We start from the raw sequence: 24,687 nt of genomic DNA, 5'->3' as shown, positions 1-24,687 counted from the left end.
AAATTGACTAAATATTCTCTAGATATGCAGTGAAGTTTATAATTCTTCTATGTATAATAGATATATATCTTCAAGCAAAGGGTGGGGTTTATTTATGGAGAATTACCGTTTTACTGCTTTTGAAAAAACTGGGGAAACATTGTTTGATGAAACGTGGACATTTGAAAACGACGAGGTTGCTAAGCAAAACGGACAACAACAAATCGAAGAAAAAGGTGTTGCGGAAAAAACACATCGTCTTGTGAATGCATCAGGCAAATTAATTTTATTCCACGTATAATTTTTCTAGGAATAAATAAGGGCACGAACTCTATTGAGTTACGTGCCTTTTTAATAGCTTATTTTCCTGCAAAGACAGGAGTTCTCTTTTCGATGAATGCTTTAATGCCCTCTAAATGATCTGTTGTTTTACGCATCGCTGATTGCCCTGCCGCCTCCATCGCTAATATATTTTCTAGCATCGGTAAATTTTGAGTATGCAAAATTTGTTTTGTCGTAATCATCGAAGCGATTGGTGAAGCAAGCATTTTACCAACAAGCTGGTCCGCTACAGCAAACACAGTCCCATCTGGTGCCACATAATCAATTAAGCCAACCTCTTGTGCTTCTGTAGCTGTTAGTACTTTTCCTTCCCAAATCATTTGCTTCGCTTTCACATTCCCTACACGTTCCTTCATAAAGAAATGACCGCCACCATCAGGGATTAAACCGATACCGATAAAGTTCATCGCAAGTTTACTATTTTCACAAGCTACGACAATGTCTGCACCTAGCGCTAAACTAAAGCCTAACCCTGCTGATGCACCGTGTACAGCAGCAATCACGATCATTGGTAGTTGATAGTAAGCCTTCACAATACGAGTTAGGCATTGCATTGCCGCATCAATATCCATAGGCTGATTGGGGTCTACCATCGCTTTAATATCCCCGCCTGCTGAAAAGACCTTGCCCTCCCCCCGAATAACAAGTACTTGAATATCCGCTTCATGTTGCAAAGCTTCAAAGCACTGCGCAAGTTCTTCCATCATCACCGTATCCATGGCATTCATAGCAGCTGGACGATTGAGTGTTAACGTAGCACGGCGCTCTAATTTTTCTAATTTAATTGTTGAAAATTCCATTCCTACACCCCCATAAATGAATAGTCATTCAACAATTACTATTCGTGTTTTTCTTAAAAATCCCTTCTTTCCTACTCAAAATAATTCTATTTATGCTATATTTAATGACGAATATCGAATTAAAGGTGGTAAATACTTGTGACACAAAAAGATTATCGTGTTTTACTTTTTTATAAATATATTACCATTGAAGATCCTATTACCTTTGCGGCTGAGCACTTAGCACTTTGTAAGGAAATCGGACTTCTTGGTCGCATTTTGGTCGGTAAAGAAGGTATCAATGGTACAGTTTCAGGTACTATTGAACAAACTGATACTTACATGAATCATATGAAAGCAGATGCTCGCTTTCATGATATTATGTGGAAAATTGACATGGCAGAAGGTCACACATTCAAAAAAATGCATGTACGCCCACGCCAAGAAATCGTCCATCTTGGTCTAGAAGATGATATTAATCCATTAGAAATTACAGGCGATTATTTATCACCAAAAGAATTTATGACTCGTATGCAAGAAGATAACACGGTTGTGATTGATGCACGTAATGACTATGAATTCGACCTAGGTCATTTCCGTGGTGCCATCCGCCCAGATATTGAGACTTTCCGCGATTTACCGACATGGATGGAAGAACATAAGGCTGATTTCGACGGCAAGAAAATTTTAACGTATTGTACTGGTGGTATTCGTTGCGAGAAATTTTCTGGTTGGCTAAAGCGTGAGGGCTACGGTGAAAGTGTTGGTCAATTACATGGTGGTATTGCAACCTATGCAAAAGATCCAGAAGTAAAGGGTCAATTATGGGATGGGCAAATGTTTGTTTTTGACCGTCGCCGTACAGTGCAAATTAACCAAGTAGAACACGTAATTGTTGGCAAAGACTTTTTCACAGGAGAACCAACAGAGCGTTATACAAACTGTGCTAACCCCGAATGTCATAAATTAATGCTTTGCGAGGAAAAACACGAAGCATTTTATATGCGTAGCTGCTCAGACGATTGTCGTCGTGCCAAACGTAACTTCTTTGTAGAAGAAAACGAGTGGACATCAGAGCAAATTGAAGAACAAATTACTAAAATCCACGAACGTCAAAAAACTTCAGTCTAATTAACTAATGAAAATGCGCCTGCCAATATTAACGGCAAGCGCATTTTTTCTTTCTATAAATTATTTCTCCCTAAATAACGTCCTACTTGCCGACCACTAAATAAGCAGCCCCCTACAAAAGTTCCTTCCAAAGCCCGATAGCCGTGAACACCGCCACCACCAAATCCACTAACTTCACCCGCAGCAAATAATCCAGGGACCGGTTCTCCATCGACTCCTAATACAGCACCATCTAAATTCGTCTGCAAACCGCCTAGTGTTTTACGTGTTAAGATATTTAAACGCACTGCAATAAGTGGCCAGTTCTTCGTATCTAAAATTTTATGTGGCTTAGCAACACGAACAATTTTATCGCCTATATAATTCCTTGCTCCGTGAATTGCAGTAACTTGCAAATCCTTCGTAAATTTATTGTCCATCTCACGATCTCGGGCTAGAATTTGCTCTTTAATCCTCATAAAATCAAGCAGCTCATTTCCTGCAAGCTTATTCATGCCCTTTACTAATTCCTTTAAATCATACGCAATGACAAAATCCTCTCCGTGCTCTTTAAATGCTTGAATAGGCGCTGGTGGCCCAGGCAATATGCGCTTTAGCACCTGATGAATACTTTTATTTGTTAAATCAGGATTTTGCTCAGAGCCAGATAAAGCAAATTCTTTTTCGATAATCTTCTCCGTCAAAATAAACCACGAATAATCATATCCTGTTTTTTGAATAGCTTCTAACGTACTTAATGTATCAAATCCAGGAAAGTTCGGCGATTCAAAACGATTTCCTTGTGCATCAAGCCATAAAGAAGACGGTCCAGGTAATATGCGAATTCCGTGATTTGGCCAAATAGGATCCCAATTTTTCAAGCCCTCTGTATAATGCCACATGCGATCCCGATTGACGACACGTCCACCAATGTCTTCGGTAATTTCGAGCATTCGTCCATCCACATACGCAGGAACACCAGATATCATATTTTTTGGTGGCGTTCCAAGTCGCTCTGGCCAATTCTTTCGTACTAAATCTAGATTAGCCCCAATTCCACCACTCGCTACTACAACTGCATCTGCCAAGTACGTGAATTCACCAACACCAATGCGCGAACTCTTTTCTCCACGCTGTGCAAAGCTTTCAGCTAAAACGGTTCCACTTATGCCCGTAATACATCCATCACGCTTTTCAAACTCATCTACACGATGCCTCGGCTTAAAATCAATCAATCCCGTTTCCATGGCTTTTTTAACTTTATCTACAAATGGCTTAATAATGCCTGGACCTGTCCCCCACACTATATGAAAACGGGGTACAGAATTACCGTGTCCACCCGCTAACGCTCCACCACGTTCCGCCCAACCAACTACCGGAAAAAACTTAAGGCCTAATGATTTTAACCACTTATATTTTTCACCCGCCGCAAAATCGACATAAGCCTTTGCCCATTTCATAGCCCATGAATCTTCGTCTTCTAAACGGTCAAAACCGGCAGCCCCAAGCCAATCTTGCCACGCTAATTCTTTACTATCTCTAATACCAAGCCTACGTTGTTCAGGAGAATCGACTAAGAATAAACCACCAAATGACCAAAAGGCTTGCCCTCCCATCGAATTTTCCGACTCTTGATCTACTATAAGAACACTCTTTTTTGCATCTACTAGCTCACAAGCCGCGACTAAACCAGCAAGCCCTGCACCGACAATTGCCACATCGTATTTCATCATTACACCCCCAAAATCTTCCTTACTTTATTTACATTCTGTCTAAATCAATACTTTCCCTTCCCCCTAATACTAACAATTCAAAAAAATGTGTTGAATAAAAAAATGTTCGTATTCTTCTTAAAAACAAAGTGTTTTTTATTCATTTTATCATTTTTATACCATTTTTTTATTACATAAATTTCGTCTATAAAAACTCGTTGAACCTTTATAACATCTGTCTTTACACACTTCGGTAGCGCTTTCGTTGTCCTCTCTAAAAACACGAACATTAATAACCGATAAAAAAGATAAAGTTCGTAAATATATCTTTTTCTGACATTTGAAGTCATTGTTTTTTATATTTTTCAGAAATATTGTTGACAAAGGTGAACAATAGGGATTATGATGGTATCAAATTTAATCATACATAAATATATTGACGGAGACATGCTAGTCACAAGAAAATCCAAAGAGAGCTGATGGTTGGTGCAAATCAGTGATTTCTACGATATAGTTCCACTCCCGAATAGATAAGCTGAAAATACCAAAGTATGCTTGTCCGTCACATGCACGTTACGCATATAGCCAAGACTGTACTGGAATATATATTTTTTTTGGACAGTGATTAAGGGTGGTACCGCGAACCAAGTTTATATAGCCTTTCGCCCCTTACGACACTATTTTTGTGTTTGTAAGGCGCGAAAGGCTTTTTATTTTGTTTTAAAATCACACATTAAGTTACTTAAAAGGAGCTAATTATTCATGACTACTATTACTGCTACAAAAACAATTAACGTATTTATCGCTGATCCACTGAGTGAAGATGGTATTTTCCCTCTTCGTCAAGAAAAAGACTTAAATTTAAATGTTATTATTGATACAGGTCTTGCCCCAGAAGAATTAATGGCAAAAATTGCTGACATAGATGTACTTTTAGTACGTAGCCAAACAACAGTAACACGTGAAGTAATCGAAGCTGCGAAAAACTTAAAACTAATCGGTCGTGCTGGTGTTGGCGTTGATAATATCGATCTTGCAGCTGCAACTGAACACGGTATTATCGTAGTAAACGCACCAGACGGTAACACAAACTCTGCTGCTGAACATACAATTGCGATGATGACTTCTCTTGCTCGTCACATTCCACAAGCGTTCAATACACTTAAAAACGGTAAATGGGATCGCAAATCTTACGTTGGTGTTGAACTGAAAAACAAAACATTAGGTGTTGTTGGCTTCGGCCGTATTGGTGTTGAAGTAGCTTACCGTGCAAAAGGTCAACGTATGAACGTAATGGCTTATGACCCATTCTTAACAGAAGAACGCGCAAAAGAATTAGGCGTAACAAAAGCGACAGTAGAAGAAATTTGTGCAGCTGCTGACTTCATCACAGTGCATACACCATTACTACCTGAAACTCGCAACCTAATTAACAAAGATAAATTCGCAATGATGAAAGACGGCGTACGTATCATTAACTGTGCACGTGGCGGTATCATCAACGAAGATGATTTATATGATGCAATCGTAGCAGGTAAAGTAGCTGGAGCAGCACTAGACGTATTCGTTTCTGAGCCAGCAACTGATCATAAATTATTAACTTTGCCACAAGTGATCGCAACACCTCACTTAGGTGCATCTACGATTGAAGCGCAAGAGTCTGTAGCTGTTGACGTATCTAACGACATCATTAAGTTCTACAAAACAGGTACTGTGACTAACCCAGTTAACATGCCTTCAATTCCGAAAGAACTACTTGCTCAAGTAGAGCCTTTCTTCGAATTAGCTGAAAAACTAGGTTCATTCTTATCTCAAGTTACAACTGAGCCTGTTAAAGAAATCAACTTATCTTATGCTGGTGAAGTAGCAAACTATGATGTTCGTCCATTAACTTCAAACGCATTAAAAGGTTTATTATCTAAAAACCACGGTAACCATGTAAATGACGTAAATGCTCGTTATTTATCTGAACGTATCGGCATGAAAATTAACGAACATAAAACAACTACTGCTAAAGGCTTCACTAGCTTAATTACAATCGAAGTAAAAACGGCTAACGAAACGCATACAGTTGCTGGTACATTATTAAATGGCCTTGGCGCACGTATCGTAAAAGTTGAAAACTATGTAGTAGACGTAGTACCTGAAGGTCACCTTCTTTACATCAAAAACACTGACAAACCAGGTGCAATTGGTCGTGTAGCAACAAAGCTAGCAGAAAAAGATATCAACATCGCAACAATGCAAGTTGGTCGTGCACAAGTTGGCGGCACAGCGATCATGATGTTAACAGTAGATAATGTAGTAACTGACGAAGATTTAGCATTTGTTGGTCAACTTGAAAATATCGATGAAGTAAAAGCGATTAATCTATAATTTCTAAATTGTTCAAGCAGAGAGTTTAAGGCTCTCTGCTTTTTATTTTTTCAAAAAGATAATACTTTCCTGGCTCTACACCAAAATCCGTTCTTGCAAAACATTCGCATATATTTTGAATATACCCAAATCGTGAGGTCGTATTCATTTTGCACGGGCGAATACTGAACAGCAAATTTTTTATAGATTACTTTTCAAACGTTAAAAAGCCCATTTGTCAAAATTGATATACGACTTAAATATAAATAAGTGAAAATAGGAACTAAAGACCTAAAGCGGCACTTATATAAAAATATGTATTATACCGAAATCGAGAGTTTGAAAAGTTTCGAGGTTTTAAGTCACAAAAATATTCCTAAAAATCTTCTTCACACTTTTTCGCAGTATTGATTACGTTTCTTTCATTTAAAAACAGAGTTATATTCCCTACTTTATATTCAAATTATAAGGAAGTCTTGGCGACATTTTTTAAGAGCCTAGATAACAAGTCAATCATGTCGTTGGAATAACATTGCAAGGAAGATACATTCAGATCATCCGTTTGTATTCAAAAAGAGTTGTAGTCTAAAAAACAGCGTACTCGTCTTCATTCTTGGCAAGTACGCTGGTTTTTTGTTTTATCCGTCTGAAGAGATTCCGTAAATTGGCGTTTGAAGGATTATTTTAACGCAATACAAATGTTTTTCGCTTCCGTGAAAAATTCTAAACTATGATGACCACCTTCACGTCCTATACCACTCTTTTTAAAGCCGCCAAACGGTGCACGTAAATCACGTACAAACCAGCAGTTGACCCAAATTGTGCCTGCACGAACATCATGTGATATACGATGTGCGCGTTGTAAGTTTTCTGTCCACACCACTGCATTTAAGCCGTATTCCGTACCATTTGCAATCGCAAGCGCCTCTTCCTCTGTATCGAACGGAATAATTGTGACGATTGGACCAAAAATTTCCTCTTGGCAAACACGCGCTTGCGGATTTTCTTGTAAATAAATGGTTGGTTGTAGATAATAACCCATACTTAAATGCTCTGGTAATTCAGGGCGTTTCCCCCCATAAATCAGCTTGGAATTTTCATAATCAGCAATACTTAGGTAGCTTGTTACTTTGTTATAATGTGTTTCACTTACTACTGGCCCCATATTCGTTTTTGCATCTTGTGGATCCCCTACAACCAATGCTGTAGCCGCCTCTTTAAAGCGTGCAAGGAAATCATCTAAAATCGAACGCTGGACTAAAATACGTGAGCCCGCTAAGCATACTTGCCCAGAGTTCATAAATGCTGCCTGAATCGAAACAGGGATTGCTCTATCTAAATTCGCATCCTCGAAAATAACATTCGCCGCCTTACCGCCTAATTCAAACGAAACTTTTTTCAACGAATCTGCACCATTTTTCATAATTGCTTTCCCTGTCGTAGTTTCTCCTGTAAAGGAAATTAAATCTACTTCAGGATGCGTCGTCATAAATTCCCCCGCGGATTGTACACCGAAGCCATGAACAACGTTGACCACACCGTCTGGGATACCAGCCTGCTGAGCAATCTCACCTAGTAATGATACCGTCAATGGTGTAATTTCTGCTGGTTTAATAACAGCCGTATTACCCGAAGCTAAGCATGGACCAAGTTTCCACGTTGTTAGCATGAACGGTAAATTCCAAGGTGTAATCAATGCTGCTACTCCAACCGGTTCATAGCGCGTATAGTTTAGATAGGCATCATCCATTGGGTATACCTCACCACCTTGCTGTTCCATGAAATCAGCAAAAAATTTCAAATTTTCCGCAGCACGAGGAATTTCACGCTCTAATGCTACTTGATATGGCTTGCCTACATCAAGTGCCTCTAAGCGTGCCAATTCTTCTTTTCGTTCAAGTATAATTTCTGCCATCCGACGAATTTTTGTACATCGCTCAGACACTGGCATTGTACGCCAAGGCCCTTCTTCAAAAGCTTTACGCGCTGCTTCACACGCCCGATCAACATCCTCAAAGCTTGCTTCATGCACCTTCGCAATAATTTCCTGTGTCGCTGGATTTTTCACTTCGAATAATGATTGAGAAGATGATTCTACATATTCGCCATTAATAAATAGCTTAACTTCCTTCAACTTCGTTTGTATATTCTCCATGAGAGACAACTCCTTATTCTTCATTTTGTCGACGATGTATGGACTTCCCGGCGATTCCCCAATGCGTACTTGGTACTTCATTCAGACACACACGAACGGTTTCGAGTGGCGCATCTAATACTGTTGAAACGGTTTTACTTACTTCTTCTATTAATTGTTCTTTTTTTTCTGGCGTACGTCCTTCAACCAATGTCATTTGTATAAACGGCATTTTAGATTCCTCCAGTTCTATTGTGCAACTCGTACCGATAACGATTCCATCCCATCAAAGCTTACTGTAAACTGATCCCCTGCATGCATTGTCGCGGAGCCCGTTAACGCGCCGCTTAGCACAACATCTCCAGCTCGAATTTTTTGACCACGAGCAATTAATTTATTTGCCATCCATGCAATCGCTCGCGCTGGATGACCCATTATAGAACCTGCTGTACTCGTCGCAAACACTTCATCATTTTGCGTGAATATACAACCCATATTCACAAGGTCAACTTCATTTACCGCGTATTTTTGCGTGCTCACTATGTAACGTGAGGAAGAAGAATTGTCTGCAATCACATCTGGTAGGGTAAAGTTGAAATTCAAATAGCGACTATCGATAATCTCCATTGCAGGTGTGACATAATCAGTAGCAGCTAATACTTGAGCAACGGTCACAACTGGACCAGGTAAATCCTTTTTAAATATGAAAGCAATTTCCGGTTCAATTTTAGGATGAATGAGAGTCTTTAACGAAATTGGTTGCTGTGGATCTAACTCCATATTGGCTAGTAACACACCGTATGTTGGTTCATGTACTCCCATCATTTGCTGCTTAGCCTTACTTGTTAAGCCTAGCTTGAACCCAGACGTTTTTGTTTGCTCCTGCTTACACTTTAGGTCAATTAATTTATCTTGAATATCGTAGGCTGTCTCCACTGTCAATTCAGGGTATTGCTCGACAAACTTTGTGACCTCATACACATCATGTTCTGCTTTAAAAAGCTCATATGCAATTTGCTCCAGCGTATCAGTTTTCATCATCGCTCGTTCCTCCGATTCTATTTATACCGGTTGTTTATTTTTAGCAATATTACGCGCAATTTCTGCGATTAAATCCTCTTGCCCACCGACTGCTTTCATTTTGCCAAGTTCGACTAAAATTTCACGTTCATCTACGTTATATTTTTTTGCCGCTTCCTGTGTAAACAATAAAAAGCTAGAATACACCCCAGCATAGCCCATCATTAAGCTAGAGCCTGTAATTTCTTGTGGGCGTGGCATAAATGGTGCAACTACGTCGTTGGCAACATCCATCGCCCTATACAAATCAATTCCTGTTTCAAAACCAAGGCGTTCAAATACAGCTACCATCACTTCTGTCTGCGTATTACCACTCCCAGCTCCTAAGCAACGTAAACTACCATCAATATACGTAGCACCAGCTTCTACTGCCGCCATCGTATTCGCCATTGCCAGTGATAAATTATTATGGGCATGGAAGCCTATTTCGCACGAAACATGTAACTTCAATGCAGCTACTCGCTCCTTGACCTCATGAGGTAACATAGCTCCTGCTGAGTCAGTCACATAAATGATTTCAGCACCATAGCTTTCGAATAATTTCGCCTGTTCCACTAATACAGATGTTGGAGCCATGTGAGCCATCATTAAAAAGCCGACTGTTTTCAAGCCCAACTCTCGACTTAGGTGAATATGCTGTCCTGCTACATCTACCTCTGTTACATGCGTTGCCACACGTGCCATTTTGGCCCCTGCCTTCACTGCATTTTTTAGATCTTCCTTAACACCTATACCCGGTAATATCAAGACCGAAATAGCAGAATCACCACATTCCTCACTTGCCGCCTCGATCAGCTTTAATTCATTTACCTTAGAAAAGCCATATTGCAAAGATGAACCACCTAAGCCATCACCATGCGACACTTCAAAATATTTCACTTTTGCTTTTCCCAATCCCCGTGCTACATCTCGAACTTGTTGCTCTGTAAATGAGTGACGCATCGAGTGACTCCCATCTCGCAACGTCACATCTAAAACAGTTAATTGTTTTGTCATGATACTCACCTCCAGTAAATTTTGATTACACCGTCACATTTAGTTGCTTCGCCATTTCATTACCAACTTGTACAGCGGCTGCTGTCATAATGTCAAGATTTCCTGAATAGGTCGGGAAGAAATCGCCTGCACCTTCCACCTCTAAAAAGACAGATACTTGGTTACCTTTAAAAATTGGTGAACTCGTCATCCGATACCCTGGTACATACTGTTGAACAGCCCGCACAATTTCTTCAATTGCTCGTGTAATTTCTTGTTCTTTATTACCTTCATTCACTAAAACGTGTACGGTATCACGCATAATTATTGGTGGGTCAGCTGGATTTAAAATAATGATAGCCTTTCCTTTCTTTGCACCACCTACCACTTCTAATGCCTTTGCCGTAGTCTCAGTAAACTCATCTATATTGGCACGTGTACCTGGTCCCGCACTTTCACTCGCTACAGTTGCAACGATTTCTGCGTATTCAACATCAGCAACTTGGTTAATGGCATAAACAATCGGAATTGTCGCTTGCCCACCACATGTCACCATATTGACATTGTCCGCTGTCGCATATTTTTCTAAGTTGGCACATGGCACAACAAATGGACCGATAGCCGCCGGAGTTAAATCAACCATCTTTTTACCCAGGGTAATCACTTTCTCACTATGTGTTTGATGCGCCTTTGCTGTTGTCGCATCAAACACAATATCAAACAATTCGGGACAAGCAACTAAGCCATCAATTCCATTTGTTATCGTATGATAACCACGGTCCTTCGCACGTTGAATACCTTCAGAAGTAGGGTCAATCCCTACCATGACGCTCATTGTTAAATAATCACTTCGCTCAATTTTGTACATTAAATCTGTACCAATATTACCGGAGCCTAAAATCGCAACTTTCAATTTCGCCATCTTCATTTCTCCTCCTTCTACCTAAACGTGGCAGACACAGAGCCGAGATGTGCAAACTCTGCCGTAAACGTATCACCATCTTCAATCGTTACAGCAGCTGTCAATGCGCCTGCCAACACAAATTCACCAGCCTGCAAACCAATATTATATTTACTAAGTTTATTGGCTAACCACGCAACTGCGCGTAATGGATTACCCATAACAGCAGCAGCGGCAGCACTATCAAACAACTCACCGTTACGATAAACATTCATGCCAATATGAGGTAAATCAACATCCGATAATTTCGTCGAAGTACCACCGATAATCACCATTGCAGATGAACCGTTATCAGCAACGGTATCTTCAAAACGAATGTTCCAATCAGTAATCCGGCTATCGATAACTTCTAATGCAGGTACGATGTAATCTGTCGCCTCAATAACGTCCTCCACTGTAATATTGGGTCCGTATAAATCCTTCTTTAATACAAACGCAACTTCAAATTCTAGCTTTGGCTGAATTAAATGATTGAGTGAGATTGTCGCACCATCTACCTCCACCATATCCGATAAAATATGACCGTAATCTGGCTCCGTAACATTAAATAGTTTCTGCATAGCCTTACTCGTTAGGCCAATCTTTTTACCAACGATTTGTTTCCCTTGTTGCTGCTTGATAGCAATTTGGTGTAGCTGAATTGCATAAGCATCATCTACAGTTATTTCTGGTACAGTCGTTGTTAGTGGCTTAATTGGTTGCTTCGTTTCCTCGGCCTTCTGTAATTTCTCCGCATATATCTGTGTATTCATTGTCTACCCCCTAAACTTGCATTGTTGTTTCAGTCGCCAATGCACCGTAACGACCATTAAAGAATAGTAGTGGTTCCCCTTCTTCTAAGAGAATTTCTTTCACCCGACCGATAAATAATGTATGATCCCCTTCAATATAAGCACTTGCTACCTCACAGCTAATTTGAGCGATTGCTCCTTCAATGGTCGGTGCTCCTTGTAGATCACCGAAATTTACTTTACGTTCTTCTTTTATTTGTCCAGCAAACAACATCGACATCTCTTGTTGCTGTTTTGATAAAATATTGACCGTAAATGTACCACTTTGTTGAATCAACTCAAGCATCGTAGCTTTTTCACCAATAGAAATAACAACTAATTTTGGATCAAGTGAAACAGACATGAACGCATTTGCGGTCATGCCGTGAATAGTGCCATTAATGTTTGTTGTAATGACAGTGACACCTGTCGCAAATTTTCCCATTGCAGTTCTAAATAGACGATCATCCATTAAAATAACCTCCTCATGATATAGAGCTGTCTCAAACGCTATAAAATTAACATTTGAGGCAGCTGGTTAAAATGTATTACCACACGTTAAAGGGGTTTTAACAAAGGTTTTTACTTATTTCACTGAAACTTTAGCTTTTCTATCTGGCGTACCGTATAAGAAATACTCATTTGGTAGTGGCGATCCGTACCAAACAATCGCTTCGTTCAACTCATTCTCTCGCCATGTCAGCGGCTTCCAATCTGGGTCGAAAATTAAATAACCCGAATCACCGAATAACTCAACTCGATTACCACCAGGCTCAATTACATACATGAAGTACGCTTGACTTACACCATGTTTACCAGGACCGGCTTCAATTTGAATACCATTTTCTACAAAAATATCAGCCGTATCCATTAAGTGCTGTGGATAGCCATACCAAAACGCAATATGGTGGAAGCGACCACTATTACCAGTTTGATCGCCCATTAGTGCCACCTCATGTACAAGTGGACTAACACTCATCCATGCACCAATTTCATCATTGTTGTCCAAGACAATTTGCTCACGAAGCTTAAAACCTAAATGCTCAGACATAAATTCACGGTTTTTCGCTACATCCCTACACATTAAGTTAATGTGGTCTAAGCGTCGTGCTGGAATCCCAGTTAATGGACGTTTTTGTGGACGACTTTTTAGTAAAGTTTTTTGATCTTCAGCAGGTTGGAAATAATCCACTTCCCATAAAATTTCTTGATTATGCCCATCTGGTGTTACAAATTGATACGCACGACCATGACCTAAATCTCCATCAATCCAACCTTTTCCATAACCACTTTTTTCTAGAGATGCAACGCGACGTTCCAGTGCTTCTGGAGAACTTGCACGCCATGCAGAATGCCCAAGTCCCGCTTCTTTAGCTTCCGTTAGCTTTAATGTGTGATGGTAGAAATCTTCATAGCCTCGTAAATACACCGATTGTCCTTCACGCGCCGTAATTTGTAGCCCCATGTAGTCTGTAAAAAATTTTAAAGATTCTTCTGGCTTTGGCGTGTAAAGCTCCACATGTGCTAATTGTGCAACATCAAAATTTGCCATTAAATATTCCCCCTATTTTTGATTATTTATTTGCAAAATAATTAACATCATCTGGATTTATCCAAGTTGGGTCTGTCCAACCTGATAAATCGTAATCTGCCATACATTTCTCAGCAAATGCCATTAACTCATCTGTTTTGCCACTCCCCTGTGCCCCAAACAAGGTTTGTAAGCGAATATCTTCGTGATTACCAGCGTAGTTACGTTCGTATAATTCACTACGACCTCCAAATTCAGTACCAATAGAATCCCATAGCAACTTAATTGTTTTAATTTTTTCAAGTGCCTCAATTCCATTTGAACCACGATATAATTTATCTAATGTCGGACGAAATTCTTCATTTAAGAAATCTCTGGCGCTTGATGGCTGTACAATTAAGTTTCCAGCCACAAGTTGTTGAATAATGCCTTTAATCTTCGGCCAGCCTTCCTGCAAAAACACACGATAAGCTAGGCCTCCATTTAAATTCGGAATGACTGTACCATTTTCTTTTTTCTCTGGGTTCAGTGCCATTGCATCACTTAACGACCAGAACATATGACGCCAAGCAATAATTTCACCGACATGCACCTGTACACCACGGAATTGGTCGGTGCCCGCCGTTTTTAATGCCTTGAGGAGTACACCAATTATGAAATCTAATTTCACTGCTAAACGTGTTACACCTTGGAATGTAAAGCGGTTAATGAAGCCACTTTCGACAAAGAAGGATGTCGTTTTTTGCATATCTTCATAGATTAAAATGTTTTCCCATGGAATAAGTGCTTGCTCAAATACGAGTACTGCATCATTTTCGTCAAAGCGACTACTTAACGGATAATCAAATGGACTACCCATAACTGCGGACGTCATTTCATACGATGCACGGCTAATTAATTTCACACCTGGAGCATCCATCGGGGCAATGAATACAACAGCAAACTTTTTATCTTTAATCGGTAAACCATATGTGCCTACGAAATTATAGTTTGTAATAGCCGAACCGGTTGCGACCATTTTCGAGCCACTGACGATTAAACCTTCGTCCGTTTCACGTTCCACTTGAATAAAGACATCGCCTACCTCATGCACTTCCTTATGACGGTCTACAGGAGGATTCACAATTGCATGATTGAAGAACCAATTACGTTCCTGCGCTTCCTTGTACCATCGTTTTGCATTTTCCTGGTAAGGTGAATAATATTCTGGATTCCCACCAAGCGTTGCGAGGAACGAAGCTTTATAATCAGGTGTTCTCCCCATCTGCCCATATGTAAGACGGGCCCAGGCAGCAATTGCATCTCGTCCTTGAATTAAATCATCTGCACTACGTGCGGTACGGAAATATTTATGTGTATAACCGCCGCTTCCTGTATCAGTTTCACAAGTTAAAATATCTTTGTATTTCGGGTCATGCATGGCATCATATAGTCGCGATATCGATCGTGCTGAGTTTCGAAATGCTGGATGTGTCGTTACATCCTTTACACGTTCCCCATGTAACCAAATCTCTCGACTATCTTTTAAACTCTCTAAATACTCTTGCCCTGTTAATGGCTTAGTAGTTTGTTGAACAACCATTCTCTTCCCTCCTACCTCTATTTATTACTTGTTTGACATGTCTATTTCAGTTTAATATATTCCGATTTTTTAGATAACTTATAAAAAGTATAGTGTTTTCTACTTTTACTTTATAAATTGAAGGAATATTTGCAAATATAAGAAAAAAGCCAGCTAAATAGCTGACTTTTTTGCATTTTACTTCTATGCCCTATTTTTTTATGCCTAACGCCTCAATTGCATAATATACCTTCAATGCAAGTTGACAACGAAAACGTCCATCACCTGTACGTATATCATCTCGTAATAAAGACTCAATTTTCTCCATTCGATAGCGGAAACCAGGAATTGATAAATTCAGAGCCTTAGCTGTTTTATTAACATTTCCATTCTGATTTAAATAAACCTCTAACGTATAGATAAGTGTTGCATTGTTTTGCACATCATACTTTAATAAATCTTCTAGGACTTCCTCATAGAACTGTAAAAGCTCTCTTGGGTTTGTCGTTTTTAAAAATAACATAATATGTTGGAAATTTTCATATATAGCAGATTGCGTCTGCAAGGGAGTTACATAACATAAAAATTGACAAATTAGCCTTGCCTCATTATAACTACTGCCAATTTTTTCGAGTTTTTCAGCACTTTGCCCTGCACCGATTTTAAATACGGATTGTTTAAAACGCTCTTTTAAACATGTCGTTAATTGTTTGATAAAGTTCGGTATATACGCATCATTTTGCTCACATTCCTCAAGAATTAATAACACTTCTTGATTTTTAATAAAACATTCTATATTTAAATACTCAGTCGTTAAAAAACTATGCAATGTCTCTGGCTCTTCATGTTCCGAAGTAATAACAATCACTCGATTATTTTTACTCGGGTCAAAATAGAAAATATTTCGAGCTTTTTTAATAAGTGCTTCAGTTGAAGATTGCCAATTCATGATTTCATCTAAAAAATCGGACTTCCGTTTCCACTGTGATTGCGCAATTTGCATTTGTGTGTATAAATAAACCGAAAATACAGTAACAGATCGCTCGATAATCATCTCCTGCTCACGTGTCATTTCTTGATGACTAAGTACAACTAAGGTTCCTAATTGTTTTTTCATCGTCAGTATCTCATATTCATGTCGAAACTCTTTCTTCGTACGACTGGCACCTACATACAAATGTTCATCAGCCTCATGCATAAAATAATAACCAATCGGCTTCATTAAATACCTGCGTTCTATCGCTACACTACATTTCAAGGCATCACCTAATAAATGCAATAATTGATTTAACGTATACCCTTCAAGCATTGCATGTGTCATTTGCTTATGAATGGAGTCAGAATAAACAATGGAATTATTTAAAATTTTTAATTCATTATACGTAGCATCTAATTCATCCGCTAAAGAAGTGTCTTTAAAATAACGTAGTATGTCTAATTGCTCTGCTGTAGCATGATCCTTCGTACAGACAACAAATTTACAGTATTCATCGCGTTTACCACGACATTTTTCCTCATAAACAACAACTTCTTTCGGATAAACCTTTGCTAAAAACCCCGCTACATAACCGATTAATGTCCAACATACGCCTTCTTCGCTAAAACCAAAATGGCGGACATGCTCTTCAGCCTCATAAGAGTGGAACCATTTTCCTTCCATTTCAAATTTATCATCACTTACTTCCAATAAATCTATTTGCACACTAACGACGCCTTCCAACGTATGAATTGCGGCTCCAGCCATTATTAGCTCGTTTATCTCTTTCCAGTTATATATTTTTTCAATCGAACCACCCGCACTATAACCACATGCCCAGCCGTAACGTAATAAAAACCCCTTTGCACGTTCCATATTTAATGTTTGTATAATATCACGCCGAAATAACCCTAATGCCTCTGCAGATTTTAGTACCATTCGATTACCATTAAACTTTATGATGCCCGAACGTGGATTAACATCAATAGAATTCTCAAATACTAGCCGATTTGCCTTCATCATGTTCACCCCTATAAGCATGAGTAATGTTCTAAATGCTCTTAATTGTTCCTCTGTTTGTTGCTATATGAGTAAGACTAAATCAATAAGACTTGTACATACTTTCCTAGCTCAATTAAAGTAAGCGTTTTCCAATTACAAAGCAAAACAGTTCACAGAATGATAGTTACAATCGAAAGTAATTACTAGAGTTAAAGCATTCACTTGTATACATAATAATAGTATAAATTCATTTTTCAGACAATTTTAATCTCTAAATAAAAATACACTTATTTTATATAAATAAGTGCATTTTTCGGAATATTATTTATGACATATATATTTAAAGCTCTTTCACAAGCTCTAATAACGCTGTTAATGAATCGACTTCGTACGTTGGTGTCACAACGCCATTTGGCACATTGCTTTCGCGGTTAATCCACACATTGCTCATACCAACACGAGAAGAACCTAAAATATCAGTATTCAAGTTATCACCAACCATAATAGCATCTTCCGCTTGAATGCCTGCTTTCTCCATGACAAATTCAAAGATTGATGCATCTGGTTTCCCTTTACCAAAGTCACCAGAAATGATGATATGGTCGAAGTATGGTGCAATTTCAGGTGTAATTTCTAGTTTTAAATTTTGTAGACTCGGTGCACCATTTGTTAGTAAGACAAGCTGATACTTGCCTTTTAGCTCATCTAACACTGCAAACGTATCTTCATAAAGGTATGGCGCCACTTTACGCTCAGCCACAAATCGCTCCCCTAGCTCTGCCCCTAAGTTAGCATCGTCAATGCCAACTGCCGCTAAGCCATTTGTCCAAGCTGCTGTTCTATACCCTGGCACGATTTCCTTCATTTTTTGGAAAGAATCTGTTGGATCATCAAATGTGCCCCATAATCCTTCAAATGGATTGATACCAATTAAAACTGTGTAATCATATGTCTCATAGCCTTCATAAAGTGTGCGAGCTTCTTTACGCACAGCTTCTTCTAATTCAGCTGGGTCAAGTGTATGTATTGTAGCTGCGTATTCACATGTTTTTTCAAATGCAGTTTTTACTGATTGTTTGTCCCATAGCAGTGTATCGTCTAAATCAAAAATAATTGTGTTAATTGGCATATTTTCAGCTCCTAGGTCATGTTGGATAAAAGAATCCATATCTTTTATTCTAGCATACTTTCAGAATTGTTAGCATAGTTTTCAGGTAGAGTTTTTGCACATGTTCCTTATCTAAAAAAAACAAAAACAGCCGCAACTTGTGCGACTATTTTTTATTACGTAATCGGTCCATTAAACTTTGAATTTCTTCTTTTTTCTCTGTTGTTTCCTCTTTTAAAATTTCAATATGAACGGCGTCACCAATCTCTTCAATCATTACACGGTCACCTTCTTGTACCGCTTTATCAATCGCCGACAATGCAATAATGACATGCTCTTCCTCATCCGGATATTTCAAAAAAATAGCATAACCATCTTCTATACGATCTAATGTGTATTTAGTCGAGCTCACTAACAATTTCCCCCTTCGCATTTAATAATTGTGCCGCGTCTCCATCATTCAGCCAAATCTGTCTACCCGTCCATTTCAAATAATTTTGTCCTTCACGTGCTGCCGAACCACTCGTTACATAAATTATCTGGCCAGGTTGTAACATTACATTTGGAAAGTTAAAAATCTGATTACCTTCAATTGAAACGAGTTGCCAATCCTTTAAGTCCACCGCTTCTGCAGTATTATTTTGAATAGCCACAATTTCATTCTCTAAATCTTTACTAATAATATCTATGCCTTCTTTTTTAAGAGGTGTCGTCGCGATATTATTCGACCATTCCTTTGCACCTACATCATAGTTTACCCCGTCTGTAGACACAATAACGGTTCCGGCTTTGGCTGTTGCATAAATTTTGCTATCAATTTCTTGTAAACGTTCTACAACTTCTTCATGCGGATGCCCGTATTTATTGTCTTCACCGTAGCTTAACACAGTTACTTCTGGGTGCACTGCTTGAATAAAGCTTTGAGAACTACTTGTGTTAGAACCGTGATGTCCTGCTTTTAATACCGTCGCTTTTACATCTTGCGTTAGCATTTCTTTTTCTAGCGCGACACCTGCATCACCTGTTAATAAAAACGATACATCTCCATAAGTAACCTTTAAAACAATCGATGCATCATTATTATCCGATGCCGTTTCATCCGCGCTTAAAACTTTAACTGATACCGCTTCATCAAATGCTAATATGTCACCTGTTTTCGGTACATTATAAGAAATGTTTTTTGTATCAATAAGCGTTAGCATTTCTTCAAAGGTTTGTGATGTATGTACTTTCCCCGAATCATAAAATTTCTCAATCTCAATCGAATTCAATACAGCGATTAATCCACCAATATGATCCGCATCAGGATGCGTAGCTACTACGGCATCGAGCTTTTGCACGCCTTGCTCTTTTAAGTAAGCGACTATCTCTGGTCCAGCACCCTTTACGCCACCGTCAATCACCATTGTCTGACCATTCGGCGACTCAATAAAAATCGAATCACCTTGTCCTACATCAATAAAATGCACACGCATTTCATCCCCAGCATTAGCTGGTGTTTTACTTGTATCTGGATTCGATGTACAGCCAGCAAGTATAAGCATTACGGCAAGTACGAGTATTATTTTTTTCATAGTGTCTCCTTTAATTGTTGTGCTAGTTTTTTAGCTCTAGCAAATAATAAATCTACAGCATTGTCCATCGCAAAGGCAGTTGACATTTGTTCATCTGCTGCAGCCATAATAATAGAAAAATGCGTTTGTAGTGCTTGTCTGCTTTCACCTGCTACCTTGCCTGACAATAACACGACAGGAATTTGCAGCTGCTGTGCCAATTTTGCTATACCGAGCGGGGCTTTTCCATTCAACGTCTGGTGATCAGAATAGCCCTCGCCTGTAATAACATAGTCTGCATGAGCGATTTTATCAACAAGCCCTGTTGTTCTACTAACAACATCAATGCCACGTTTAAGGGCTACCGGAAAATAAGCGAGCAATGCCATCCCGACACCCCCTGCAGCACCAGCTCCTGCCACTTCATGCACAGCAAAGCCAACCTGTTTTTCTACTACTTTGGCTAGTTGGGCCAGTGCTTGTTCCAATTGTAGACGCATCCCCTTTGTCACACCCTTTTGAGGACCAAATACAGCTGTCGCACCAGTTTCACCAAGGAGCGGATTATCAACATCACATGCAAGAGTCCATGTACTTTCTCTTACTCTCTTGTCAAACTCAGATGTATCGATGCGAGCTACTTTTTGCAACGCGAGTACATCCACTGCTAGTTCCTTGCCCTGTTCATCGAAAAACTGCATACCCAATGCTCGAAGGAGACCATAGCCCCCATCATTTGTTGCACTACCACCTATACCAACAACAAATCTTCGATAACCTGCATCAAGCGCATGACGAATCATTTCCCCCATACCGTAGCTCGTCGCCACCAATGGATCACGTAATTCTTCTTTTACTAGATGTAAACCCGTTGATTGTGCCATTTCAATCACACATGTTCCATCTGGTAATACTAAATAGCACGCTTCGATTTTTTCCATCATTGGATTTTGTACTATGACGGCATATAAAGTACCCCCAATACTCTCATAAAACGCATCGATTGTCCCTTCGCCACCGTCCGCAATCGGTACGCAATCTACTTTAGTCGTTTCATCCACTTCATGAAAAGCATTTGATATTATCGTCGCAACTTGAATTGCAGATAATGACCCTTTAAATGAATCAGGACATACTACCACTCGCATCTAATCACCCCCTAAATAATCAATCACATAATGAGTAGACTAACTTCTATTACCTATCAAAAAAGCTATCAGCGCTTTCCGTTTAACAAAAAGGCAGTTTAAATCACTTGATGGAAATTTTCCGAAGTGGTTATTCTTTTAAACTATAAAAAATGAGCAGCATACACCACTCATTTCATACAATATTATTTCTTATATAAATCATTCAATAACTCAATTTTCTTCTCTATCGCTTCTTCAAAAGTAAGGATATAGGCTGCTGGATCTTTCGGATTGTGGAATTGCGTAATTTTCCCTGTTTCAGGGTGAACAAATTTAGAGGATGCCCCACATCCCACACCTAAAATTGTCTGTACTTCTTCCATTATAACGATGTTATAAATACTTTCCTCACCAGGTTTACTATAACCGACATTTTCTAAGTTCCCTAAAATATTCTTTTGGCGATATAAATAATAGGGTACGTAATCATTTTCTTTCGTCCATACTTGAGCCATTCGCATCATTTCAGCAACCGTATCACGATCCGCTACTTTGTATTTATCCTTATTGCGGGTCATTTCAGATGCACGCTTGAACGACAACGTATGCACTGTTAACGACTCTGGTTGCATTTTCGCTGATTCATCCAGTGAATTTTGGAATTCCTCAATGCCCTCATTTGGTAAACCAATGATTAAATCCATATTTATATTGTTCATGCCCGATTCACGTGCAAGCCAAAACTTATCAATCGTTTCCTGTACCGTATGATGACGACCAATAGCTTTTAATGTTTCATCCGTGTATGACTGTGGATTTACACTAATCCGATCAATGCCCCATTTTTTCAACACTTCTAATTTTTCAGGCGTAATCGTATCAGGACGTCCAGCTTCTACTGTCACTTCACGAATCGTTTCTGGATTAGGGAATGATTCATACATCGTTTGATACAATGCATCCATTTCTTCCGCTTCAATAGAAGTCGGTGTCCCTCCACCCCAATATATCGAAGTGATTTTCATATTATTTTCTGTCAGCCATTTACCCATTTCGCGTAGCTCAATATGCAAACCATCTAAAAATGTAGCAACGCGTCCTTGCTTGCGGTTACTACCAATTGCGTAAGCCGGGAACGTACAATACGCGCATTTTGTTGGGCAAAATGGAATACCAATATACACACTAATTTCCTTGCCGATATCGTCTAAATCTGGAATTGTTACTAATTGACGTGCCACAATCTCTTTTAATAACGCGACTTTCTCTTCTGATAATCGGAAATCACGCTTAAGTATTTCTGCAATCTCAGAATCGCTCATACCAGCCTGTCGGAATTTATGATATAGCTTTGTCGGACGCACCCCTGTCAGAATGCCCCACTGCTGATGCATACCTGTATGCTGCTCCAATACATTTAAAAACACATGTGACAAAGCACGTTTAATACGGATTTTTTGCTCACGCTCCGGCACATCTATGTCATACTGGATGCTATAGTCATTCATATAAGTTTTACCATCCATCTCTAGTACGGCACTGGTATGTACAGAAAAATCTGCATCTACACGATATTGAAATGACACCTTCATATCCGCTTCTGTTGTATCTACCTTTAACTTTGAATCCTCAAAAAATAAGTTCGCAATATGATTTAGTACACGAATCCAATCTTCTGGATACTTTTGATTTATTTGAATAATTCTCATCTATTTACTCGCTCTTTTCTATCAGTATTTCATATAAATCAGGGCATTTACCGTTGAATCTTTCAATAGTTTAACAAATAACTTCAACCATTTGCAAAGCCTGCATGATAATTACCACTTTTCAATTGTCAGAAAAAACTGTTTATTTTATAGACATTTTTTATAACTCCTGTATAATTCAAATAAAAGGAATGATTGCTATGGTTCTCCTACAAGAACGCTATTCTACAAATTTACCAGAATTCTTTCATCTCCTAGATGTCTCTTATCATAGCTTTAATTTAGAGCGTTGTGATGAGAAAACATTCTATATTTCAGTTGAGCTGAAATATAAAGCGAACAAAGTATTATGCGATTTTATTTATATACTTGATAAACCTGATATGTACGGAGCAATTTCCATCAACGAACATTATAAGCAAGCTGTGCACTTTATTAAACAGCAATTTAATCATTCATTAAAGTACACTGATGAACTAAGGCTTGCACATCGTTTTTCTAAATCAACATTCTTTCAACGAAGTTTCAAACAATTTGCTTCAAAGTATCCAAGATTTATGGCGAATAAAACAACATAGTATAGAAGAAGCTGCCCACTACGCCTAAAAAGGCGTAATTGGACAGCTTCTTCTATGTCTTACCCAATTAAATAAGGAATTAACACCCAAACATCCACGTTCACTTCAGTCCATAAACCTTAGCGAAAACTAACAAATGGCACTAATCTTTCATTATTTCCTTGAATCCCGTAATATCAATACCATTTAACGCTTGTGTTGCCAGTCGATCTGCTTCCGTATTCTCTTTTCGCGACACTACCTTGTATTCAGGTTGGATACCAAGTTCTTTTAACTTCTCGTCAATCTTGTCTGCCCAAGCAGCCAAGTCCTTCTCAAGTGCAGGCCATTCTCCACTCAACTGATTGATCACTACTTGTGAATCACCTAGAAAACAAACAGGTAAATGATGCACATTCAACAACTCAAGTTCTACAATACTCATGTAAAGTGCCGCATATTCGGCCTCATTATTTGATTTAAGTTCAGCTGAAAATATATTTTTCCGTAACCTGTACGATTTTCCACTTTGCTCATAATAAATTGCACACCCCAAACCTGACTCACTTGTAGTACGGTCAAAGCCGCCATCAAAATAGACGGTAATATTATGTGGCTCAGTTTCCACTTCTTTTAAATATGCCTTCATTTCTTTGACTGTCCATGTAATGTTAAAGCTATCTATAAAGGTAATGTGTTTTGCACGTCCAGTTTTCTCCATATCTTCAGCAAATAACAAGCCCTGGGCCGCCGGCATCTCCTCAGAACGACAAGTAATTTCAGCTCCTTTTGGTGTTCTGTATGTCCATTCGATACGAATCTTCATCAATAAGCCTCCTACAACAGTAAATCTATATGTTACTAACAGTTTCTCCAATGCGTATTATATTATGAAAGCACATCGAGAAAAGGCGTCTAATAAACCATCTCCTCGGCTTATAGACACCTTCTATTTTTTATAAATATGTTTTACGTGGATATCACTACTTAGAAAGTACCTTTACCCCATTTTAAATTCCTTCATACAATGCTTGCACAGGTTTTACTAAAATACGGTTTACTTCTTCAATTACTGAACTTAACTTCATTTCTGCTTCTAGCATTACTAAGATTTTTTCATTTTGCTGTGCGAGCTGTGCTGTTTTTTGTGCGTATACTAGTTCGTCTTCCAGTAATTCTTCGCCAGCCATTTGTCTTTGTTGTAAATCCATTTGTACTTTACGGAAGTTTTGGAATAGCTTTAGTGCATCTTCATCTGCTTTCACCACTGCTACCGCTTCTTGTAATGCCTCAAATTCCACTGTTTTACGGAAAGTCGCTTCTAACGCGTTAATTTCATTATAAATATTAATCATAAACACAT

At 38.8% G+C, this 24,687-nt stretch carries 23 protein-coding genes; 4 read left to right on the top strand and 19 right to left on the bottom strand.

Annotated features, from left to right (window positions below):
- The first annotated feature begins 94 nt into the window (after window positions 1-94).
- A complete protein-coding gene (locus tag ACIQZG_RS12085; RefSeq protein ID WP_402755434.1) occupies window positions 95-280 on the top strand; it encodes a YhzD family protein in 186 nt (61 codons plus the stop codon).
- Window positions 281-338: 58 nt separating this feature from the next.
- Here the strand turns inward: ACIQZG_RS12085 and ACIQZG_RS12080 are convergent, their stop codons facing one another.
- Window positions 339-1,121, bottom strand: coding sequence for an enoyl-CoA hydratase (locus ACIQZG_RS12080; RefSeq protein ID WP_402755433.1), 783 nt, complete (start codon window positions 1,119-1,121; stop codon window positions 339-341).
- Between the two features lie 138 nt (window positions 1,122-1,259).
- On the opposite strand from ACIQZG_RS12080, the gene trhO reads away from it, so the two are divergent.
- Entirely contained in the window at window positions 1,260-2,231 is a 972-nt protein-coding gene (gene trhO / locus ACIQZG_RS12075) for an oxygen-dependent tRNA uridine(34) hydroxylase TrhO (RefSeq protein WP_402755432.1), read from the top strand.
- A gap of 53 nt (window positions 2,232-2,284) precedes the next feature.
- Here the strand turns inward: trhO and ACIQZG_RS12070 are convergent, their stop codons facing one another.
- Window positions 2,285-3,940: an FAD-binding dehydrogenase gene (locus ACIQZG_RS12070; RefSeq protein WP_402755431.1), complete on the bottom strand. Its 1,656-nt coding sequence runs from the start codon at window positions 3,938-3,940 to the stop codon at window positions 2,285-2,287.
- Between the two features lie 744 nt (window positions 3,941-4,684).
- Here ACIQZG_RS12070 and serA point away from each other — a divergent pair.
- Entirely contained in the window at window positions 4,685-6,298 is a 1,614-nt protein-coding gene (serA, locus tag ACIQZG_RS12065) for a phosphoglycerate dehydrogenase (protein ID WP_402755430.1), read from the top strand.
- Between the two features lie 658 nt (window positions 6,299-6,956).
- On the opposite strand, the gene ACIQZG_RS12060 is transcribed toward serA, so the two are convergent.
- From ACIQZG_RS12060 to ACIQZG_RS11990, 15 genes are all read right to left on the bottom strand, one after another.
- On the bottom strand, window positions 6,957-8,432 hold the full coding sequence (locus ACIQZG_RS12060; protein ID WP_402755429.1) for an aldehyde dehydrogenase: 1,476 nt from the start codon (window positions 8,430-8,432) through the stop codon (window positions 6,957-6,959).
- A 13-nt stretch (window positions 8,433-8,445) separates the two neighbouring features.
- Window positions 8,446-8,643 (bottom strand): 2-hydroxymuconate tautomerase family protein, encoded by a 198-nt coding sequence (locus ACIQZG_RS12055; RefSeq protein WP_402755428.1) that lies wholly within the window; start codon window positions 8,641-8,643, stop codon window positions 8,446-8,448.
- A 17-nt stretch (window positions 8,644-8,660) separates the two neighbouring features.
- Entirely contained in the window at window positions 8,661-9,452 is a 792-nt protein-coding gene (locus tag ACIQZG_RS12050) for a 2-keto-4-pentenoate hydratase (RefSeq protein ID WP_402755427.1), read from the bottom strand.
- A gap of 21 nt (window positions 9,453-9,473) precedes the next feature.
- On the bottom strand, window positions 9,474-10,487 hold the full coding sequence (dmpG, locus tag ACIQZG_RS12045) for a 4-hydroxy-2-oxovalerate aldolase (protein WP_402755426.1): 1,014 nt from the start codon (window positions 10,485-10,487) through the stop codon (window positions 9,474-9,476).
- Window positions 10,488-10,512: 25 nt separating this feature from the next.
- Window positions 10,513-11,388 carry an acetaldehyde dehydrogenase (acetylating) gene (locus tag ACIQZG_RS12040; protein ID WP_402755425.1) on the bottom strand — a complete coding sequence of 292 codons (876 nt, stop codon included), beginning with the start codon at window positions 11,386-11,388 and terminating at the stop codon, window positions 10,513-10,515.
- Window positions 11,389-11,405: 17 nt separating this feature from the next.
- Window positions 11,406-12,179, bottom strand: a complete 774-nt coding sequence (locus tag ACIQZG_RS12035) for a 2-keto-4-pentenoate hydratase (protein WP_402755424.1) — start codon at window positions 12,177-12,179, stop codon at window positions 11,406-11,408.
- Between the two features lie 10 nt (window positions 12,180-12,189).
- Window positions 12,190-12,669 carry a flavin reductase family protein gene (locus ACIQZG_RS12030; protein ID WP_402755423.1) on the bottom strand — a complete coding sequence of 160 codons (480 nt, stop codon included), beginning with the start codon at window positions 12,667-12,669 and terminating at the stop codon, window positions 12,190-12,192.
- 114 nt (window positions 12,670-12,783) lie between these two features.
- On the bottom strand, window positions 12,784-13,749 hold the full coding sequence (locus ACIQZG_RS12025) for a catechol 2,3-dioxygenase (RefSeq protein WP_402755422.1): 966 nt from the start codon (window positions 13,747-13,749) through the stop codon (window positions 12,784-12,786).
- A gap of 22 nt (window positions 13,750-13,771) precedes the next feature.
- On the bottom strand, window positions 13,772-15,310 hold the full coding sequence (locus ACIQZG_RS12020; protein WP_402755421.1) for a 4-hydroxyphenylacetate 3-hydroxylase N-terminal domain-containing protein: 1,539 nt from the start codon (window positions 15,308-15,310) through the stop codon (window positions 13,772-13,774).
- Between the two features lie 190 nt (window positions 15,311-15,500).
- Window positions 15,501-17,285: a XylR N-terminal domain-containing protein gene (locus ACIQZG_RS12015; protein WP_402755420.1), complete on the bottom strand. Its 1,785-nt coding sequence runs from the start codon at window positions 17,283-17,285 to the stop codon at window positions 15,501-15,503.
- Window positions 17,286-17,607: 322 nt separating this feature from the next.
- The gene (locus tag ACIQZG_RS12010) at window positions 17,608-18,396 is read right to left on the bottom strand and encodes an HAD family hydrolase (protein WP_402755419.1); all 789 of its coding nucleotides are present in this window, start codon (window positions 18,394-18,396) and stop codon (window positions 17,608-17,610) included.
- Between the two features lie 145 nt (window positions 18,397-18,541).
- Window positions 18,542-18,787, bottom strand: coding sequence for a DUF3006 family protein (locus ACIQZG_RS12005; RefSeq protein ID WP_402755418.1), 246 nt, complete (start codon window positions 18,785-18,787; stop codon window positions 18,542-18,544).
- A complete protein-coding gene (locus tag ACIQZG_RS12000; protein WP_402755417.1) occupies window positions 18,774-19,949 on the bottom strand; it encodes an MBL fold metallo-hydrolase in 1,176 nt (391 codons plus the stop codon). The genes ACIQZG_RS12005 and ACIQZG_RS12000 overlap by 14 nt, the downstream gene beginning before the upstream one ends.
- Entirely contained in the window at window positions 19,946-21,076 is a 1,131-nt protein-coding gene (locus ACIQZG_RS11995) for a glycerate kinase (protein ID WP_402755416.1), read from the bottom strand. Before ACIQZG_RS11995 ends, ACIQZG_RS12000 begins: the two co-directional genes overlap by 4 nt.
- A 185-nt stretch (window positions 21,077-21,261) precedes the next feature.
- Window positions 21,262-22,767, bottom strand: coding sequence for a coproporphyrinogen III oxidase (locus ACIQZG_RS11990; protein ID WP_402755415.1), 1,506 nt, complete (start codon window positions 22,765-22,767; stop codon window positions 21,262-21,264).
- A 200-nt stretch (window positions 22,768-22,967) separates the two neighbouring features.
- On the opposite strand from ACIQZG_RS11990, the gene ACIQZG_RS11985 reads away from it, so the two are divergent.
- A complete protein-coding gene (locus tag ACIQZG_RS11985) occupies window positions 22,968-23,345 on the top strand; it encodes a hypothetical protein (RefSeq protein WP_402755414.1) in 378 nt (125 codons plus the stop codon).
- Window positions 23,346-23,487: 142 nt separating this feature from the next.
- Here the strand turns inward: ACIQZG_RS11985 and ACIQZG_RS11980 are convergent, their stop codons facing one another.
- Together ACIQZG_RS11980 and ACIQZG_RS11975 are read right to left on the bottom strand one after the other, a co-directional pair.
- The gene (locus ACIQZG_RS11980) at window positions 23,488-24,150 is read right to left on the bottom strand and encodes a ribonuclease H family protein (protein ID WP_402755413.1); all 663 of its coding nucleotides are present in this window, start codon (window positions 24,148-24,150) and stop codon (window positions 23,488-23,490) included.
- Between the two features lie 184 nt (window positions 24,151-24,334).
- Window positions 24,335-24,679, bottom strand: a complete 345-nt coding sequence (locus ACIQZG_RS11975) for a YlbF family regulator (protein WP_402755412.1) — start codon at window positions 24,677-24,679, stop codon at window positions 24,335-24,337.
- Window positions 24,680-24,687 lie beyond the last annotated feature (8 nt).

The sequence above is a fragment of the Lysinibacillus sp. NPDC096418 genome (genome assembly GCF_044762775.1).
Taxonomy (GTDB): domain Bacteria; phylum Bacillota; class Bacilli; order Bacillales_A; family Planococcaceae; genus Lysinibacillus.
Note: the sequence above shows the minus strand (reverse complement) of the source record. Positions and strands in the feature narration are given on the sequence as shown.

Coding starts and splice junctions, on each gene's coding strand:
- ACIQZG_RS11980 (WP_402755413.1), bottom strand. CDS start 24,150: ATGAAGATTCGTATCGAATGGACATACAGAACACCAAAAGGAGCTGAA.
- dmpG (WP_402755426.1), bottom strand. CDS start 10,487: ATGACAAAACAATTAACTGTTTTAGATGTGACGTTGCGAGATGGGAGT.
- ACIQZG_RS11990 (WP_402755415.1), bottom strand. CDS start 22,767: ATGAGAATTATTCAAATAAATCAAAAGTATCCAGAAGATTGGATTCGT.
- ACIQZG_RS11985 (WP_402755414.1), top strand. CDS start 22,968: ATGGTTCTCCTACAAGAACGCTATTCTACAAATTTACCAGAATTCTTT.
- ACIQZG_RS12085 (WP_402755434.1), top strand. CDS start 95: ATGGAGAATTACCGTTTTACTGCTTTTGAAAAAACTGGGGAAACATTG.
- serA (WP_402755430.1), top strand. CDS start 4,685: ATGACTACTATTACTGCTACAAAAACAATTAACGTATTTATCGCTGAT.
- ACIQZG_RS12040 (WP_402755425.1), bottom strand. CDS start 11,388: ATGGCGAAATTGAAAGTTGCGATTTTAGGCTCCGGTAATATTGGTACA.
- ACIQZG_RS12070 (WP_402755431.1), bottom strand. CDS start 3,940: ATGAAATACGATGTGGCAATTGTCGGTGCAGGGCTTGCTGGTTTAGTC.
- ACIQZG_RS12010 (WP_402755419.1), bottom strand. CDS start 18,396: ATGCCAATTAACACAATTATTTTTGATTTAGACGATACACTGCTATGG.
- ACIQZG_RS11975 (WP_402755412.1), bottom strand. CDS start 24,679: ATGATTAATATTTATAATGAAATTAACGCGTTAGAAGCGACTTTCCGT.
- ACIQZG_RS12050 (WP_402755427.1), bottom strand. CDS start 9,452: ATGATGAAAACTGATACGCTGGAGCAAATTGCATATGAGCTTTTTAAA.
- ACIQZG_RS11995 (WP_402755416.1), bottom strand. CDS start 21,076: ATGCGAGTGGTAGTATGTCCTGATTCATTTAAAGGGTCATTATCTGCA.
- ACIQZG_RS12030 (WP_402755423.1), bottom strand. CDS start 12,669: ATGGATGATCGTCTATTTAGAACTGCAATGGGAAAATTTGCGACAGGT.
- ACIQZG_RS12055 (WP_402755428.1), bottom strand. CDS start 8,643: ATGCCGTTTATACAAATGACATTGGTTGAAGGACGTACGCCAGAAAAA.
- ACIQZG_RS12000 (WP_402755417.1), bottom strand. CDS start 19,949: ATGAAAAAAATAATACTCGTACTTGCCGTAATGCTTATACTTGCTGGC.
- ACIQZG_RS12035 (WP_402755424.1), bottom strand. CDS start 12,179: ATGAATACACAGATATATGCGGAGAAATTACAGAAGGCCGAGGAAACG.
- ACIQZG_RS12015 (WP_402755420.1), bottom strand. CDS start 17,285: ATGAAGGCAAATCGGCTAGTATTTGAGAATTCTATTGATGTTAATCCA.
- ACIQZG_RS12060 (WP_402755429.1), bottom strand. CDS start 8,432: ATGGAGAATATACAAACGAAGTTGAAGGAAGTTAAGCTATTTATTAAT.
- ACIQZG_RS12080 (WP_402755433.1), bottom strand. CDS start 1,121: ATGGAATTTTCAACAATTAAATTAGAAAAATTAGAGCGCCGTGCTACG.
- ACIQZG_RS12020 (WP_402755421.1), bottom strand. CDS start 15,310: ATGGTTGTTCAACAAACTACTAAGCCATTAACAGGGCAAGAGTATTTA.
- ACIQZG_RS12025 (WP_402755422.1), bottom strand. CDS start 13,749: ATGGCAAATTTTGATGTTGCACAATTAGCACATGTGGAGCTTTACACG.